This is a genomic window from Gemmobacter sp. 24YEA27, from assembly GCF_030052995.1.
In the GTDB taxonomy this organism is placed as follows: domain Bacteria; phylum Pseudomonadota; class Alphaproteobacteria; order Rhodobacterales; family Rhodobacteraceae; genus Pseudogemmobacter.
The window spans coordinates 61,840-78,180 of sequence record NZ_JASJPW010000005.1 but is presented as its reverse complement, the minus strand read 5'-3'; the positions used below and the strand labels follow the sequence as shown (position 1 = coordinate 78,180).

Here is a 16,341-nt window from a genome sequence, read left to right as displayed (position 1 = left end):
CAGCATCAGCGTGGCCGAGCCGGCGACCGACAGAACCCCAAGCGCGGGATCTGCGGCGTGTAGCCGGAGACCATCCGGGCATAGAGCCATTTGGGCAAAGTTGAATCGAGCCCTGTGGTGAAGAGCGAGAGCGGGAAATTCCCCCAGGACAGCAGAAAGGCGAAGAGCCCCGCAGAAATCACCCCCGGCATCAGCAGGGGCAGCGTCACCTCGCGCAGGATTGTAAAGGTCGAGGCGCCCATATCCCGCGCCGCCTCTTCCAGCGCCGGATCAAAGGCATAGGCGCGGATCGCGATGATCAGCGTGGTGATGGGCGCAATCCAGACCAGATGCGCGATCACGGCGGTCTTCCAGCTGGGCTGAACCCCAAGCGCCGAAAACCAGATCAGCAGCGCAAGCCCCAGCACCGTTTGCGGGAAGAAAATCGGCAGCAGGATCAGCTTCTGGAACAGCGGGCGATACCGCCACTGGAAACGCGCGAAAGCAAGGGCACCGAAGAAGCCGAGGATCATCGACAGCAGGGTCACCAGCACCGCGATCTTCAGCGAGGTCAGCACCAGGGCGTGGACGTTCGGGCTGGTCACCGCCTGGACCATCCATTCACTGGTATAGCGGTTGACCGGAAAGCTCAGATACCGCGCCTTCGAGACCGATGCGAAGCCGACCGAAACCAGCGGCAGGTAAAGCACCAGCAGGATCAGCAACCCATAAAGATATAGCGCGATGCGGGTGGTGTTGGAGACCGTTCTCATGGTTTCCTCCCCATGATCGCATCAAGGTTTACGCGGCTGACCGGCACCAGCACCAGAAGGGCGACAATGACGATCAGCATCAGCGACAGAGCCGATCCGAGCGGCCAGTTCTGCGCGAAGGTGAAGGCGCTTTCGACATCATCGGTCAGCACCACAACCGAGCGCCCGCCCAAAAGCTTTGCCTCGGCTACCGCACCGGCAGAGAGGACGAAGGTCAGCAGGCTTCCCACCATGATGCCGGGTGCGGCCAGCGGCATTTCAATCTCGAACAGGATGCGCGCCGGGCTCGCGCCAAGATCCGAGGCGGCAAGGCGGGCATCGTCCGGGACAAGGCTGATGCCCTGGGCCAGCGGAAACAGCATGAAGGGGAAATAGACATAGGCCATGCCAAAGACGATCACCGGCCAGTCATAAAGCGGTGTCTCGAAGCTCAGCCCGGTCAGCGAACGCAGATAGCCCTCCAACAATCCGCCCTTCATCAAAGAGAGGCTCCAGCCGAACAGACGGATATTCTCGGACACGAAAAGGATCAGCACGACCGCCAGGGTGATTACGATGGTAAAGCGTCCGAAGACCTTCGCCATGCCGTAAGCCAGCGGCCAGCAGACGATGAACAGGATCACCGTGGTCATCAGGGCAAGCCCCAGCGAGCGCAGCAGCGAACGGTAATAGCCCTGTTCCCAGATCACCGCGAAAGAGGAAAAATCGGGGAGATGGGTCAGCTCGAATACTTTTTGCGGCATGATGGCGAAGCCCGCCACCACGAAAAGCGGCATGATGAAGGCCAGCAGCAGCAGAACGATGATCGGCAGGCCGCTCAGAAAGCCAAGCCGTCCCTCAAGCCTGTGCATGATCCACCTCCTCAGGGATCGGATGGACCGCGTCCCGGTCCCAGCCGAGGGTGACGGGCGTGCCGGTGCCCGAGGCAAGCCGCGCCTCAAAGGGCCGCTCAACCGTGATCAGTGTCCCGGCACCGGTCTCGACCGAATACTGGATGCGGGAGCCGAGCGCGTATTCGGCCACCACATTGCCGGAAAGGGTGAAATCCGCAGACATACCATCGCCGATGAACCGCAGCAGCTCGGGTCGTACCATCAGCGCACCGCGCCAGCCCTGCGGCAGGGTCAGCGCGCCAGGGGCGGCGGTGACGCCCGGGTCCTTCCAGCGGACCAACCCGTTATCCTCGCGCGCTTCAAACAGATTGACCTCGCCCATGAAGCTGGCGACGAAACGGCTGACCGGGCGGGAATAGATCTCCTCGGCCACGGCGATCTGCTCGAAACGGCCCTGCTTCATGATGGCGATGCGGTCAGACATCACCATCGCCTCTTCCAGCGAATGGGTGATATAGACAAAGGTCTTGCCGGTGCGGGCGTGCAGGTCTTTCAGCTCTTTTTCCAGGGTTTTCCGCAGCCGGTAGTCCAGCGCCGACAGGGGCTCGTCAAAGACAATGATCTGCGGATCGAAGGCCAGTGCCCGCGCCAGGGCGACCCGCTGACGTTCGCCGCCCGAAAGCTGGCTGATCATCTTGCCATAATACTCTTCCGGCAATCGCAGCAGCCGCAGCAGATCCAGCGTGCGGGCCTTGCGCGCTTCTGGCGTCACCTTTTTCAGCTTTTGCGGAAATTCGATATTCCTGCCGACGCTCATATGCGGGAACAGAGCAAGCGACTGGAACACCATACAGGTCGGGCGCTTGTTCGCGGGCATGGTGTCTATGCGGGTGCCGTTCAGACTGATCGTGCCGTCAGACACGTCGTCAATGCCGACCAGCAGCCGGATCAGGGTGGATTTGCCGCTGCCCGAAGGGCCGACGATGGTCAGAAATTCTCCCTCGGCAATATCGAGGCTGATCCGGTCAAGCGCAGTAAAGCGACCGAAGCGTTTGGTGACATTCTCGATCCGCACGAAGGGCTGAGCAACCATCGTCCATTCCAGATTTTAAGGGAAAGCAAAGACTGCCGGGCAGAGAGCGCCCGGCAGAATGGCTGAAGCCGGGGCCTCAGCCGCGTCTTGCCGCGACATAGGTCGCAAGCAGGGCGTCGTAAGAGGGTACGACATCGAATTCGAGACAGCGCGACAGCTCGTCTTCCAGGGTGTCGAACTGGATCGCTTCCAGCATCTCGTCGTCGAACAGCGCCATGACCTCGGGATTGCCCATCTGGGCAATCGGGTTGTAGGTGCCCTCAGAAAACGCCACGGCCTTGCAGATTTCGGGCTGTTGCACGAATTCAAGGAAATCCTCGGCCAGCGACGAGGGATCGGGGTTGTTCACCGCCGAGGTCAGCTCGACCCAGACAACGCCACCCTTGCCCTCGACCGGTCCGCTGCGCGGCGTGATCGCGCGCACGAAGGTCGCCCCGTCATACCGGGCGGGCGAAGCGGTATAGGTACCGCCGGTGAAATAAGCGTCGATCTCGCCATTGATCAGCGCGGTGTTCATCGCCACCAGATCATCGGTCATCATCCGTGCCCCGGCGACGATCTGCCTGCAGGTCTCGGCGAATTTTTCGGCATCGGCGCCCTCGACCGGCCGGAACGGATCAAGTCCGGCGGCAAGGCAGAGATGGATCACATTCCAGTTGTCATAGGTCAGAAGGCCATAGCGGCCCTTCATCGCCGGATCAAAGAACAGGTTCCAGCCCTGTTCCTCGGCACTTTCCTGGCTGATCTTGTCTGTATTGACCACGAAAGAGAACGGCCCGTAGCGCTGCGGCAGGCCCAGAAGATCACCGTTCTCGCCAAAAGCCAGCGCATAGGGTCTGGCAAATTCCGGCGTCATCTTGTCGAACCAGGGCAGGAAACGCTCTTTGTTCAGCGGTCTGATCAGGTTGTCACGACTCAGCTCGCCCCGTGCCCAGGGCTGATTGACATTGATAAGATCCCAGGTTCCGATTTCGCCCGCGCGCAGCCGGTTGACCATCTCGGGGTCCGAGGTGCCGCTTTCGGCGCGCACCGTGGCACCGGGATGCGCCGTGCGGAACGGGTTCAGCACCGTATCCGAGTTATAGCCTTCCCAGCACAGGATATTGAGCTGATTGTTGCGGTCTGCGAGCGCACGGCCCGGCATCGAAAACGCCGAAAGACCAGCCAAACCGGCCGCCCCCAGCGAGAACTGACGTCTCGTAATCATCTTCTGTCTCCCTTGTTGGTGGTGCCTCCCGGATGGTTGATCCATCTCCCGGGCCTGAGTGAGGGCCTTCGGCCCTTTTGCCTATCGTCCGGTGATCGCCTCCAGTTTTGCGGTGATGGTGTCACGCGCGATCCGCATGTCTTCGGCGGTGCCGGACATGAAAAGCCGTCCGGTTGCGCCCATCATCTGTACATCATTGATAATCGCATTGGGGGCCGCCTTTTCCGCCTCGTTCGCCGCCACGCAGGCAAAAAGCGCCGGAGCCATTTCGTAGATCAGCAGCGCAACCCCCGGCACCAGGATCGAGGCGTCGCGCGAGCGGTTGAGGATGATCGCATGCTGGTCCGACAGATCCTCGATGATATCGTGATACAGGATCTGCGGGCGCATCTGATCATCGGGTTTTGCGCCGATTCCGGCAAGGATCGCCTCGCCCGCAGCCGTCAGATCCTCCATCCGGTCAGCGTGCAATTCCAGCAAACCAAACTGACGTTCGGTATAAAGAATACCCGGCTCCATTTCGGGGGCGGCCTTCAGCGCCAGATCGGTGACACGGTGGATCGCCAGAGCCGGCGCGACCTCGATGATCAGCGAGTTCTGCCCCCGGAAGGGCGGATATCCCCTCGCCCGGGTGGGCGAGGACAGATACGCCGCGAACTGGGGCTGCAGATCCTCGATGGGAAGATAGACGCGAAGCTCTGTCATACCTCAATCCTTATCTGGGTCTCTGTAAGAGGCCGCCGCGGCTCAGGCCTTAAGCGCGTCGAAATGCTTTGCGAGATCGCCATGCGGGCGCGGGATAACATGGACGGCGGTCACTTCGCCGATCTGGGCCGCGGCCTCGGCCCCGGCCTCGGTCGCGGCCTTCACCGCGCCGACATCGCCGCGCACCACGACCGAAACCAGGCCTCCGCCGACCTCGTTACGGGCGACGATTTCGACATTGGCGGCCTTGACCATGGCATCCGCCGCTGCAAGCGCCGGCACATAACCCCTGGTTTCGATCATTCCGATTGCAAGATTAGCCATTTGAGAACTCCCTTACTTGCGTTTCGCAGCCGGTTTCCCGGCAGATTCTTCGTCGATGGAACCGATGATCAATGCGTCAACCGGCGCCGCGCGTTCGGTAAACCAGGCGGCTGCAACCGAGCCCTGGGTGATCAGCACAGCCTCGCCCTCGGCACAGCCCAGAGGGTCGAAGGCAATCAGTTTTGCGCCGGTTTCGGTCTCAACCTCCAGCAGCGCCCCGGTGGGAAGCGTGCCGATATGGCGGGTGGACCAGAGCCTGCCGCTGACGCGCGCCCTTATCATGCCAGTGTCCTTTCGATCCTGATGCCGCGGCGGCGGGCCTCGTCACCCGCCAGAGGTGTCAGCCGCGCCTGCCTGGTGATGCGCAGCCGCGTCTCGCCCTCGCCGATGGCTGCGATGTCGCGCTCGGTGACAAGGGTTTTGCGCAATTCGGGTATCCCCGCCGGAACGGTGGTGACCAGCCTGGCCACCGGCGGCGCGGAGGCCGCGGGATCAGCAAAGTCACGCATCGCAACCGGCGTCGGGGCGCTCGCCACAGGTGCAAACCGGATCTGCCCGGCTTCAAGCCCTGCCAGAAATCCCGGCTCCTGCGCGCGGCGCGCGATGGTCAGCGCAAAATCGGTCAGCTGGGCCCCGGTCGCGACCTCGACGCGCTCGGTCGCCGGGCCGCCGCCGAGGATCTCTGCGCGCAGCGCCGCGATCTCTTCGGACAGTAACTCGCGGATCAGGGCACGCAGCTCGCTCATCGGCCCGCCCCTGCCTCACGCAGTGCGCGTTCCGCCGCATCGCGGGCATTGCGGACATCGGCTTCGCTTCCGGCAAGATAAAGTCGCCCGTTGGCGCCGATCATCCGCATGTCGATGACCTTGATATCCGCCTCTTTCTCGGCCTCGTTACAGGCGAGGATCGCGTAAGCCGCCGGCTGGCATTCCAGCAGGTAGACGCTCTCTCCGGCCAGAACCATGGAGCCGGTCTTGTTGCGGTTCATCAAAAACGCGTGCTGGTCATCGATCCGCGTCACGATCTTCGACGCCATGATCTTCGGCTTTTCCGCATCCTCGCGCGTCTTGCCCATGGCTGACAGCGCTGCCGCCGCCCCGGCCTGAACTTCGGCGGTCGAGCGGGCATGGAATTGCAGCGTGCCGAACTGGCGCTCGACCACCAGAAAGCCCGCCCGCACCTCGGCGCTTTTCAGCACCGTGTCGGTCAGCGCCTCGACATCGAGACCCGGCGCGATCTCGATGATCTGCGCCGCCATCCGGGCGCGGGGCAGGGTGCCCCGCATCCAGGTGGAGGTATAGGCAAGCGTCTGCGGCTGAAGCTGGTCGATAAAGATGAAGGCACGAAGATCGGTCACGACTGGCCCCTCGTCAGATCACGGAGTTCCTGCAAAATAAGCTCGCGCAGCAGGTCGCGGTCGACACCGCCCTCGCCGGCGGGCCGGCTGGTCGCAGCGGGCGGCGCAATGGCACTGGCGACCGGTTGCGGGCGCGTGGCGCCCGGCCCTTCGAAAGAGGGGCGCAGGCCGCTCAGATCGCCCGGCTTCATCGCGGGGTCGGAATTCCAGGCCAGCCGCGTCCAGTGAACCAGATGCTGCGGCCCTATATTCTCGCCCACGGAAGACCGGCCGAAATAGCCGGTGCCGATCATGAAGGACGGCGCCAGATGCGTCGCGAAACCGGCGGCACCCTGGGAACAGGGCGCATTGACCACCACGCGGTAAACCGAGAGCGCGCTTGCGAAATCGAGCGCCAGCTGTGGATCGTCGGTATGGATCGCGGCGGAATGGCCGGCCCCGCTCATCCGCAGGATCATCTGCGCCATGCTTGCACCATGGGCAGCATTGGTGACCAGGGCCCAGCCCAGAACCGGGCAAAGCTTTTCCTTCGTCAGCTGCTCGTCGATGCCGACCAGCTCCACCGGTGCCACCAGCACCCGGGTCGAGGCCACCACACGCAAGCCCGCCTGCCCTGCGATCCAGACCGCCGATTTGCCCACGGCGGAAGTGTTCAGATGCCCGCCCGGGAACAGCCAGTCGCGCAGTTTCGCCACCTCGGCCGCGTTGCAGATATGTGCCCCGCCTGCCCGCAGCGCGCGTTCCAGCCGGCTGCGATCCTGCTCCTGCGAGATCAGCACGCTTTCATTGGTGCAAAGCACTGAATTATCAAAAGCCTTGCTGTCGATGATCCGCCTTGCCGCAACCATCTGATCGCAGCCGGGATCGACATAGACCGGGGCATTGCCCGGCCCGACGCCAATCGCCGGGTTGCCCGAGGAATAGGCTGCCCGCACCATCGGCCCGCCGCCTGTCGCAAGGATCACCTGCACCTTTGGCGAGGTCATCAGCGATTGCACCAGCGGCACCGAAGGCTCTTCAACACATTGGATCAGACCCGAAGGCGCGCCCGCCGCCTGTGCTGCCGCCTCCAGCCGCGCGGCTGCCTCATTGCAGCAGCGCTTTGCCAGCGGATGCGGGCTGAACAGGATCGCATTGCGCGACAGAATGGCAAGGATCGTCTTGTAATACAGCGTCGAAACCGGATTGGTCGCAGGCGTCAGCGCCAGCACCACGCCCGCCGGGCGCGGCAATTCGATCATCCGGCGATCCGCGTCCACTTTCGGGTTCACCAGATCGAGATTTTCGTAGAAATCCAGCAGGGGATGCGCCGACAGCTCGTTCTTGAGCTTTTTGTCGGCCACCACGCCCATGCCGGTTTCCGCCACCGCCGTTTCGGCAAAATGCGCGGCAGACTGATGCGCCGCCTCGGCCACGGCGCGGGCGATCCGCATCACAGCGGCCCGGTCGAATTTCGCGAAGGCCTGCCCCGCCCAGGTGGCGCGTTCGATTTTCATCTTCGCCGCCTGCTCTGCCCGGTCAGGGACCTGCAGGCGCGGCGCATCGTCATGAAGCTGCATCGGCATCTGCTATCCCCCTCAGGCCGCGCGGCGCATATCGCGCAGCAAAGCACGGGCGCGCGGCATCGCGGCCTCCATCCGGTCAATGATTTCCTGGCAGGTTGCCACATCCAGCAACACACCCGGCTTGAACTGCAACACCCGTTTGTCGAGCGAGGAAAAAATCGCCCAGACCCCATGTTCATAAAGCGCTCGCGACACCGCGACCGCGCCTTCGGGATGGTCATATTCCAGCCCGAGAATGACACCGCGCTGACGGACGCCCACGAAAATATCGCTGTGGGCCGCCATCATCTGTGTCAGCGCGCGGCGGAAGAACTCTGCCACCGACTGCACATTCGCAATCACCTCGGGGCGTTGCAGGATGTCGATCACCTGATGACCGACGATACAGCCAAGCTCTGACCCGCCCGAGGTCGAGATATGCGCGGCGCCATCCTCATGCAGCCAGCCGCCACATTTTTCGGTCACCACACAGGCCGAAATCGGGTAAATGCCGCCGCCAAGTCCCTTGCCGGTGACAAACATATCCGGCTCCAGCCCATAGCTTTGCCAGCCCCACATCGTGCCGCAGCGCATCAGCCCGGTCTGAACCTCATCGGCGATATAAAGGGTGCCATACCGGCGGCAGAGGTCCTGGCAGGCCTTCAGATAGCCATCGTCCGGCATCGGGAACCCATAGGTCGCCGGGATGGTTTCGATAATGAAACCAGCGACATCCCGACCCTTCAGGGCGCGATCCAGCGCGTCGATGTCGTTGAACGGCACCTGGATGAATTCATCGGGCTTGTCCGCGAGGAAGATCTTTGAGAACCGCTCGTCTCCGGTGGCAACCGACAGACCGGAATGGCCGTGATAGCCTTTGATGATCGAAACGATCTTGCGGCGTTTTGTGGCATATCGGGCAGTTTTCAGCGCAATCTCCACAGCTTCCGCGCCACCTGCGCCGAAGATTGCGTATTGCATGTGGTTTGTGGTCTTCACCAGCTTTTCGGCAAAGGCCGCGCGGGCCACTGACGGGAACCAGTGATTGCCCATGTCGAAATAGTCGAGCGCGGATTTCAGCGTCGCCACCAATTCGGGGTTGCGATGGCCAAAATTATACGTCCCGCCATTGAGATGCAGGTCGATCAGCCTGCGGCCCGACATGTCGTAAAGGTAATATCCCTCACGCCGGTCGATCACCATATCGATCCCGGCATCCTGCCAGAACTTTGTCTTGCCGGGGTTCCAGTATTCGATCGATTTCGCAAGCAGTTCTGCTTTCGAATCGAAGCTGAAGTATCCGTAATTGAACACGAGGCACCTCCGTTTGACCGAAGACTGGCATTTGATTCTGCATCTGGCAACATTTAATTGTTGCTAGTTGGTCATTTCCTCTGTTTGAGTTTTGTCATTCCGGTTGCGATGATGCAGAACTCCGCAGAATCCGGGGGCGTAATGTAAGAAGGTGCCAGCAGTGAAACCGAGCAGATCGCGCAAGGAGCAGCGCCAGGACAACATCCTCAGCGCGCTTGAGGCCAATCCGGCGCAGCGGGTGAACCAGCTTGCCGAAGAGCTGGATGTTTCGACCGAGACGATCAGACGCGACCTTGCCGAACTGGATCAGGCCGGCCGGCTCAGCCGCACCTATGGGGGTGCGATCGTGGCGCAGAACCGCTTCGAGCCCCTGCTCAACGACCGCATCAATCTTAATGTAGCCGAACGCCAGGCCATTGCCAGCCGGGCGCTGCAGGAGGTGGCGGGCGAAGAGGCATTGCTGCTTGGCGGCGGTGCCACGATGCTGCAATTCGCGCGGGTGCTGCGCAACATCATGCGCCGCATCACCGTGATTACCCCGGCCTACCCCATCGCGCTGGAACTGTCGTCAAACCCGCTCATCGAAATCGTTCTTCTGCCCGGCGGGTTCGAGCCGCAGGAGCGGATGGTCTGCGGCCCCGAAACCATCCGCGCGGTGGAACGTTACCGGGCACCTGTGGTCCTGATCGGCGCCTCGGGGGTCAGCATCGACGGGATCAGCGAGGCGATGCTGGGGGTTGGCGAAGTCTACTCCGCCATGCTGGCCAGTGCGGGCCGCTCTTATGTGCTGGCCGATCACAGCAAGTTTGAAAAGCGGGCGCTTGTGCTGCTTGACCGGTGGCATGACGGGCTCTCGCTCATCACAGATCGCGAACCGGCGGCGGAACTGTCAGCGGCCCTGCGCCGCAACGGATCAGGATTGCTTTTGCCAGACTGATCACCCCGCGCGACAGCACCGCCGGGCCAGAGCAGCATATGGCCGCCCTGCCTGCTTCCTCGATATGGATTTCGCGAAGGCGCCGTGTTGCGGGGCCGGGGCTGACAGGCGGGCAAACGCTGACCGTCGAACTCGATCACCGGCAGCACGAAGGAAGAAGCGGAGGTGATGAAAGCCTCATCTGCCGCCTGCGCCTCGGCAACATCAAAGCCGCCCCCCGAGGGAACGGTGAGATCGCTGATCGGCTCAGGGCTTCAGCAGCGATTCTTTCACGGTCTTCTTAGGTCGTGTTGACAAAAGGGATTCCGCTTGCAGGCGTCCTATGATTCAAGCTCATCTCTACTTGGGAGATGGGCTTGGCGCGCAACCTGATATCCGACGATGAGTGGGCCTTCTTTGAGGGCTTCATTCGTGGCGTCCGACACCCGAATGGGCGGAATCCTGCGGATCATCGTATTGTTCTGAATGGTATTTTCTAGGTCGCAAGAACTGGCGCGCCTTGGCGCGACCTGCCCGAAGGGTTAGGCAAGTGGTCCTCAGTCTACCGGCAGTTCCGCCGCTGGACGCTCGCAGGGCTGTGGGAGGACATCCTGGACGCGCTGAACCACGCTGGGATCGCGCCAGACAAGCTCCAGATGGTTGATAGCACTGTGATCCGCGCCCATGATCATGCGGCAGGCGCAAAAGGGGGACTGCTGACAAGAGGCTCCTGGCCGTTCGAGAGGTGGGTTCTCGACCAAAATCCATCTCCGGGTCAACGGTGCGGGCCTCCCGATGAGGACCGAGATCACGCCCGGGCAGGATTCCGACTACACCGGCTACGATCTGGTGATGGCTGACAATCTGCCCCAACCGGCAGTTCTGGTCGCCGACAGGGGCTATGACTCTGATAAAATTCGGGAAGACATCGAGAGCCGCAACGCCCTGCCCATGATACCGATGCGAAAGAACCGAAGGGTGCGCAAGACTGTCGACATGACCATTTACACCCTGCGCAACATGGTCGAGCGCTGCTTCAACAAACTGAAAAACAGCCGCAGCCGCCACAGGCGCAGATCAGGCTGTCCGGCTCGATGACTTCTTCGATGCGCGGCAGATGTTTGGCAATGATCCGCGATTGGCGGCACGCGGCTTGGCGGGGCGTTTGGCAGCGCGGTCGTCAGCATCCTCTTCGGCATGGATCGCGGCGATGGCCGTCTCCAGATCCTCGAGCGCCAGTTCGAACTGGTCCGGATCGTTCTTCTCCGACCTGCGTCCGAACGCTGCGTGTCTGAACGCCGCGAGCAGCTTCTCCAGCCGTTCGATACGCTCGTCCTTGCGCAGGTTATGCGCCTCCGAGGCGATCAACATCGCCTTCAGCGTGGCAATTTCCTTAAGAAGATCAGCGGTCTCCGGCATGGCCGCAGTCTATCGCCCACCACGGCCAACACCCGCAAAAAGTAATGCCGGACCCAACAAAAACAGGACTATTCCACCGCCTCCGGTGCCTTTGCCGCGATGGCCCGAACCCGGCGCCAATCCAGCCCGGCGAACAGAGCTTCGAACTGGGCATGATTCATCATCAGCAGCCCGTCCTTCACCGCAGGCCAGGTAAACATATGCTCTTCGAGCCGTTTGTAAGCCATCACCAACCCGGTGCCGTCCCAGTAGAGCAGCTTCAGCCGGTCCGCCTTCTTGGCCCGGAACACAAAGACGGTGCCGGTGAACGGATCCTTGTGCAACTCGTTCTTCACCATCGCGGCCAGGCTATCATGACCTTTGCGAAAATCGATGGCCTTCGTGGCCACCATGATCCGCACCCGGTTCGATGGGAAGATCACGTGCCCGTCGCCAAGGCACGCGCTACGGACGCGATCCGCTCCGCCGAAGCGCCGACTTCCAGACGGATCACAACGGCACCGAACGCAATCTCCGGGCCGGTCGCGGCAGGGTCGACCGGGTGCGGAACATCATCTGCAGGCCAGAGCAACAGGGCCGCGAACTCAACCGGATCCTCCGGCGCTGGCAGAACCAGACGCCCCTTCCGCGCCAGCGTCCGCCACGACAAGATACGGTTCGCAGGCAGACCATGCCGCCGCGCAACGTCATTGACCGTGCCTCCCGGCACCAGCGTTTCAGCCACAATCCGTGCCTTCACATCTGCAGGCCAACTCCGGTTCTGGCGACCGGAGCCGCCAACCGTGAGAACCTCCAATGTAGTCTCCATGCAGAAGCTCCATCATCCAACAAAAATGGAGCCCAATGATCCTATTAAAAACTGCGATGGAAGGCGGGAGCCGGACACCGCTTACGACCGAAGCATCCGCAACCTCCGGTTCGGAACAGGGACATCTCGCATGCCGCCACATTGCCAGCGGCGCGAACTCGGGTTGTGTCATCCGCCTGCTGAGACACCGCCGCTTATACGGCTGGCTCCTCCATGCCCTGGGAAGCGGCGATTCAGTCGATCCTGCATTGGGTAGAAAGGCCGGTCGCCAGGAGCGTCGCAGTGATCATCATAATCGCCACCGGCTTGACACTCGCCTTTGGTGATAGCGGTCTCGCCTTTCCTGGGCGGCGGTTGGGAGGTTCCATTCTATCCTTAAAGCTGCTGTCTTGCCGAATGATATTCGCAGCTAAATGTGATCACGCGTCACCGGGGCGCAGTGGCCGCATTGCGCCTTTCGCTGGGATTCATCCCGAAGCGACGCAGGAAGGCGCGGCTGAAATTAGACTGACTGGAATAGCCGGTCGCATAGGCGACCTGGCCGATCGGCAGCCGGGTTTGCCGTAAAAGCTCATCCGCCTTGTCGAGCCGGATCGCGCTGTAATGATCCATAACCGAAACGCCCAGATCCCGCTGAAACTGCCGCTGAATCTGCCGGCTGCTCAACCCGGACAGGCGGGCAAGCTGTTCCAGCGGCAAGGGATCGGCGATGTGGTCCTCCATCAGGCGGGTCGCGGCAAAGACCGCCGGCAGCACCCGGGCCTCTGTCACCAGGCTGCCACGCTGCGCCGCGTCCGGCGTGCGGATGGTGGTGTAGATGAAGCGCCGACTGACCGAGGCCGCCAGGGCATGGCCGTGCTGAGAGCGGATCAGCGCATGCATCATGTCAAGGCCAGCGACGCCTCCCGCGCAGGTGGCGCGGTCGCGATCGAGCACGAAAAGCCGCTGTTCGATCAGCAGATCGGGGGCCAGTTCGCGCAGGGAATCGGCATATTCCCAGTGGACAGCGATGCGTCTTCTGTCCAGCAATCCGGCCCGTGCCAGCAGCACGACACCGCCGGAAATTCCGCCAAGCGGTACGCCGCGCCTGGCCGCCTGGCGCAGAAACCCTGTGCAGTCCGGGATGTCGAGCGCGAATGGATTACCGCCTGCGACGATAAACAGATAATCGAGATCGGGGGGTGACGCGGCAAGGGCAATGGTTTCGAACCATGCCCCGCATGAGGCCCGGACCGGCCCGCCCTGCGCCGAGAGAAAGACGTAGTCGTAAAGTTGTCGTCCTGACATCTGATTGGCAGAGCGGAGAGGGTCCACTGAAGAAGCCATCGACATCAATGCGAAATCATTGATCAGGACGAAACCATATCTCTCGGTTGTGCCTCGTTTCACTCTTGGTTAACCTGTCCGGAAATGACAACAAAATGTCTGTTGGGGAGTATTTTCGCAGCTTTGGCCCGATCAGAATAGGGTGATTCTTCAAGCCCCCGATCCCGGGCCAGGCGAGAGGACAAAAGACAGACACCGGGCGACAGACCTGAAGCGGCCAAACCGGACATTGATCCACGGGAGTGACGAATGAAAAAATCGCTGAAAATCGCGCTGGCGGCTTTGCTTGCCAGCACCGGGCTCGCCTCGGCTGACACGCTGGAAAAGATCGCCGGCGCCGGCAAGATCGTCGTCGGCGTCAAGAATGACTACCGCCCCTGGGGCTATCTGGATGCTTCTGGCAATATCGTCGGGCTCGAGATCGACCTCGCCCAGGACATTGCGACCCGCCTTGGCGTCGACCTGGAGCTGGTGCCGGTCGTCGCCTCGAACCGGATGGAATTCCTGCAACAGGGCCGGATCGACCTGATCATCGCGACGCTGGGCGACAACCCGCAGCGCCGTGAGGTGGTCGGCATGATCGAGCCGAACTATTACGCGGGCGGGGCAAATATTCTGGCACCCAAGGCCAATGGCCTGAAAGAATGGACGGATCTTGAGGGCAAGGATATTTGCGGCATTCAGGGCAGCTATTACCTGCGCGAGATCACCCAGAAATACAAAGCCAATATCGTGGCCTTCGCGGGCGTGCCCGAGGCAAGCGCTGCGCTGACCAATGGCAGCTGTGTCGGGCTGGCCTATGACAACACCTGGATCGAGAGCCAGCTGGCCTCGGAGGCGGTCTGGGCTGATTACGAGATGCCCTTCGTCACCGAACAGATGCAGCCCTGGGCTATCGCCGTGCCGCTGGAAGAGCTGAACGCCCCATATGGTCAGAAGATCAGCGAGATCGTCACCGACTGGCACAAGACCCGCTTCCTGATCGAAAGCAATGAGCGCTACGGCATCGCCCCCGCTCCGTTCTTCGAAGAGCAATACGAAAAGTTCAAGTAATCGCGCTGATCCCGCCGGTCCTGTAACGCGGGGCCGGCCCTTTTCCCGGGGAGTTGGCGGTGGAAACTGTCGAAACGTTTTTCCAGTGGCTCCGCCAGAGCTATGGGCTCAAGATCAGCATTGGCTACGACGCCTGGGACCGTGCTCAGTTCCTTGGCGGGTTGTGGATGACCGTCAAACTCTCTGTGCTGTCGATCATCTTCTCGCTGTTCGTCGGCATGATCGGCGCTTTTGCCCAGGGGTCGAAATACCTGATCCTGCGCGCGCCGGTCGGGCTGTTTGTGACCTTTTTCCGCAATACGCCGCCGCTGGTGCAGCTTTACTTCTTCTTCTTCGCGCTTGGCTCGGTCCTGAGGGTGACGGGTGAAACCGGGCTCAGCACTCCGATGATCTCTGCCTTTGCCTGGGCGGTGATTTCGCTCTCGCTCTTTGCGGGTGCGCTGAATACCGAGATCTTTCGCTCTGGCATCGACGCCGTGCCGCGCTCCACCATCGAGGCGTCAGAGGCGCTCGGCTTCACGCGGTTTCAGACCTATCTTTATGTGGTACTGCCGCTGGCGCTCAGGATCTCACTGCCATCGCTGGGCACCAATCTGGTGAACCTCGTTAAAACCACCTCGCTTGCCTATGCGATTGCTGTGCCAGAGCTCTTATACGCCGCCGCCCAGATCTGGTCGGAACAGTTGAATGTGCGCGAAATGATGACCGTTCTGCTGCTGACCTATATCCTGCTCGTCGCGGTCCTTGTCTGGATCCTTGGTCGCTGGGAAAAGGCGCTGCGCATCCCCGGATATGGAGTCTGACATGTGGCTGCGCCCCATCCCCGAACCCGACCGCCGCGTACCCGGTCATATGGATGTGCTGCTGCCGCGCCGCATCCATGCCGCGCCCGCGCTGAACTGGCGGGAGACGCTCTTTAACCCGCTGACCCTGAGCCTGGTCTTTGCCTGCCTGATCGCCAGCGTGATCGGCACCGCCTGGGCGCAGGGCACACAGCCGGGCCAGGCCTCGATCCCCTCGGTCCTGCTGAAATGGACGCCGCTTCTGGCCCAGGGCTTTGGCTATAATATCCTGATCTCTGTGCTTTCAATGGCGATCGGCACCGTTCTTGGCGTGCTTTTGGGCATCCTGCAGGTCTCGCCGGTGCTGGTAATCCGCAAGGCCGCCTGGCTGGTGACACAGTTCTTCCGCAACTCGCCCTGGCTGGTGCTTTTGTTCTACGCCATCCTGCTGATCCCGTTCCAAGTGACGCTGTTTGGCGTGACGATGCCGTTTCCCGGCTGGCTGAAGGCGGTGATCGGGCTGTCGCTGCCCGTCATGGCCTATATGTCGGAATATGTGCGCGGTGCGATCCAGTCGGTACCGTCCGGTCAGTGGGAAAGCGCGGAATCGCTTGGCTTCTCCCGCGGTCAGACGATGCGGATGGTGATCCTGCCGCAGACGGTGAAGCGCATCCTGCCGAACTGGATGAACCTTTACGCGGTGCTGACCATGGCGACGCCGCTGGTCTCGATCATCGGGGTTGATGACATCATGGGCTATACCCGTTCGGCGCTTTCGGCCGAAGGGCGGCCCGATGTGCTGATCCCGATGTATCTCTATGTGCTGTGCTGGTTCTTTATCTATTGCTACCCGATCAGCCTGCTGACCTCGCGGCTTGAACGCCGCTATTCCGTGAAACTCTGAGGGG

18 protein-coding genes and 3 pseudogenes are annotated in these 16,341 nt (G+C 61.7%); 6 read left to right on the top strand and 15 right to left on the bottom strand.

The genetic code is table 11. From position 1 onward, the window contains the following. Window positions 1-5: 5 nt before the first annotated feature. From QNO18_RS22640 to QNO18_RS22590, 11 genes are all read right to left on the bottom strand, one after another. Entirely contained in the window at window positions 6-752 is a 747-nt protein-coding gene (locus QNO18_RS22640) for an ABC transporter permease (RefSeq protein WP_283179745.1), read from the bottom strand. After that, the gene (locus QNO18_RS22635) at window positions 749-1,603 is read right to left on the bottom strand and encodes an ABC transporter permease (protein WP_283179744.1); all 855 of its coding nucleotides are present in this window, start codon (window positions 1,601-1,603) and stop codon (window positions 749-751) included. Before QNO18_RS22635 ends, QNO18_RS22640 begins: the two co-directional genes overlap by 4 nt. Further along, a complete protein-coding gene (locus QNO18_RS22630) occupies window positions 1,590-2,678 on the bottom strand; it encodes an ABC transporter ATP-binding protein (protein ID WP_283179743.1) in 1,089 nt (362 codons plus the stop codon). The genes QNO18_RS22635 and QNO18_RS22630 overlap by 14 nt, the downstream gene beginning before the upstream one ends. A gap of 76 nt (window positions 2,679-2,754) precedes the next feature. Then, entirely contained in the window at window positions 2,755-3,885 is a 1,131-nt protein-coding gene (locus tag QNO18_RS22625; RefSeq protein WP_283179742.1) for a PotD/PotF family extracellular solute-binding protein, read from the bottom strand. 81 nt (window positions 3,886-3,966) lie between these two features. Continuing rightward, window positions 3,967-4,590 (bottom strand): hypothetical protein, encoded by a 624-nt coding sequence (locus QNO18_RS22620; protein WP_283179741.1) that lies wholly within the window; start codon window positions 4,588-4,590, stop codon window positions 3,967-3,969. 42 nt (window positions 4,591-4,632) lie between these two features. Further along, a complete protein-coding gene (locus QNO18_RS22615) occupies window positions 4,633-4,914 on the bottom strand; it encodes a BMC domain-containing protein (protein WP_283179740.1) in 282 nt (93 codons plus the stop codon). A 12-nt stretch (window positions 4,915-4,926) separates the two neighbouring features. Continuing rightward, complete coding sequence (locus QNO18_RS22610; RefSeq protein ID WP_092903986.1) at window positions 4,927-5,196, bottom strand: EutN/CcmL family microcompartment protein; 270 nt, start codon at window positions 5,194-5,196, stop codon at window positions 4,927-4,929. Next, window positions 5,193-5,660, bottom strand: coding sequence for a hypothetical protein (locus QNO18_RS22605; RefSeq protein WP_283179739.1), 468 nt, complete (start codon window positions 5,658-5,660; stop codon window positions 5,193-5,195). Before QNO18_RS22605 ends, QNO18_RS22610 begins: the two co-directional genes overlap by 4 nt. Continuing rightward, complete coding sequence (locus QNO18_RS22600; RefSeq protein WP_283179738.1) at window positions 5,657-6,271, bottom strand: BMC domain-containing protein; 615 nt, start codon at window positions 6,269-6,271, stop codon at window positions 5,657-5,659. The genes QNO18_RS22605 and QNO18_RS22600 overlap by 4 nt, the downstream gene beginning before the upstream one ends. Further along, window positions 6,268-7,830: an aldehyde dehydrogenase family protein gene (locus QNO18_RS22595; RefSeq protein ID WP_283179737.1), complete on the bottom strand. Its 1,563-nt coding sequence runs from the start codon at window positions 7,828-7,830 to the stop codon at window positions 6,268-6,270. The genes QNO18_RS22600 and QNO18_RS22595 overlap by 4 nt, the downstream gene beginning before the upstream one ends. Before the next feature lie 18 nt (window positions 7,831-7,848). Further along, complete coding sequence (locus tag QNO18_RS22590) at window positions 7,849-9,129, bottom strand: aminotransferase class III-fold pyridoxal phosphate-dependent enzyme (RefSeq protein WP_283179736.1); 1,281 nt, start codon at window positions 9,127-9,129, stop codon at window positions 7,849-7,851. Window positions 9,130-9,289: 160 nt separating this feature from the next. Here QNO18_RS22590 and QNO18_RS22585 point away from each other — a divergent pair, with 160 nt between their 5' ends. Together QNO18_RS22585 and QNO18_RS22580 are read left to right on the top strand one after the other, a co-directional pair. Then, complete coding sequence (locus QNO18_RS22585; protein WP_283179735.1) at window positions 9,290-10,066, top strand: DeoR/GlpR family DNA-binding transcription regulator; 777 nt, start codon at window positions 9,290-9,292, stop codon at window positions 10,064-10,066. Window positions 10,067-10,416: 350 nt separating this feature from the next. Continuing rightward, a pseudogene (locus QNO18_RS22580) lies at window positions 10,417-11,104 on the top strand (IS5 family transposase); the annotation flags it as partial. Here QNO18_RS22580 and QNO18_RS22575 read toward each other — a convergent pair. The 3 genes and pseudogenes from QNO18_RS22575 to QNO18_RS22565 form a co-directional block, all read right to left on the bottom strand. Next, window positions 11,103-11,464: pseudogene (locus tag QNO18_RS22575) on the bottom strand (transposase); the annotation flags it as partial. The pseudogenes QNO18_RS22580 and QNO18_RS22575 sit on opposite strands and share 2 nt — an antisense overlap. A 68-nt stretch (window positions 11,465-11,532) precedes the next feature. Then, window positions 11,533-11,856, bottom strand: coding sequence for an IS66 family insertion sequence element accessory protein TnpB (tnpB, locus tag QNO18_RS22570; protein ID WP_283179734.1), 324 nt, complete (start codon window positions 11,854-11,856; stop codon window positions 11,533-11,535). Between the two features lie 26 nt (window positions 11,857-11,882). Beyond that, window positions 11,883-12,272: a transposase gene (locus QNO18_RS22565; protein ID WP_283179733.1), complete on the bottom strand. Its 390-nt coding sequence runs from the start codon at window positions 12,270-12,272 to the stop codon at window positions 11,883-11,885. A gap of 189 nt (window positions 12,273-12,461) precedes the next feature. Between QNO18_RS22565 and QNO18_RS22560 the strand changes: the two are divergent. Then, a pseudogene (locus tag QNO18_RS22560) lies at window positions 12,462-12,602 on the top strand (TrbC/VirB2 family protein); the annotation flags it as partial. A gap of 96 nt (window positions 12,603-12,698) precedes the next feature. Here QNO18_RS22560 and QNO18_RS22555 read toward each other — a convergent pair. Continuing rightward, entirely contained in the window at window positions 12,699-13,559 is an 861-nt protein-coding gene (locus QNO18_RS22555) for a GlxA family transcriptional regulator (protein ID WP_283179732.1), read from the bottom strand. A 288-nt stretch (window positions 13,560-13,847) separates the two neighbouring features. On the opposite strand from QNO18_RS22555, the gene QNO18_RS22550 reads away from it, so the two are divergent. The 3 genes from QNO18_RS22550 to QNO18_RS22540 are packed head-to-tail and all read left to right on the top strand — an operon-like array spanning window position 13,848 to window position 16,337. Beyond that, a complete protein-coding gene (locus QNO18_RS22550; RefSeq protein WP_283179731.1) occupies window positions 13,848-14,651 on the top strand; it encodes a transporter substrate-binding domain-containing protein in 804 nt (267 codons plus the stop codon). A 59-nt stretch (window positions 14,652-14,710) separates the two neighbouring features. Continuing rightward, on the top strand, window positions 14,711-15,454 hold the full coding sequence (locus QNO18_RS22545) for an amino acid ABC transporter permease (protein ID WP_283179730.1): 744 nt from the start codon (window positions 14,711-14,713) through the stop codon (window positions 15,452-15,454). A 1-nt stretch (window position 15,455) separates the two neighbouring features. Beyond that, a complete protein-coding gene (locus tag QNO18_RS22540; RefSeq protein WP_283179729.1) occupies window positions 15,456-16,337 on the top strand; it encodes an amino acid ABC transporter permease in 882 nt (293 codons plus the stop codon). Window positions 16,338-16,341 lie beyond the last annotated feature (4 nt).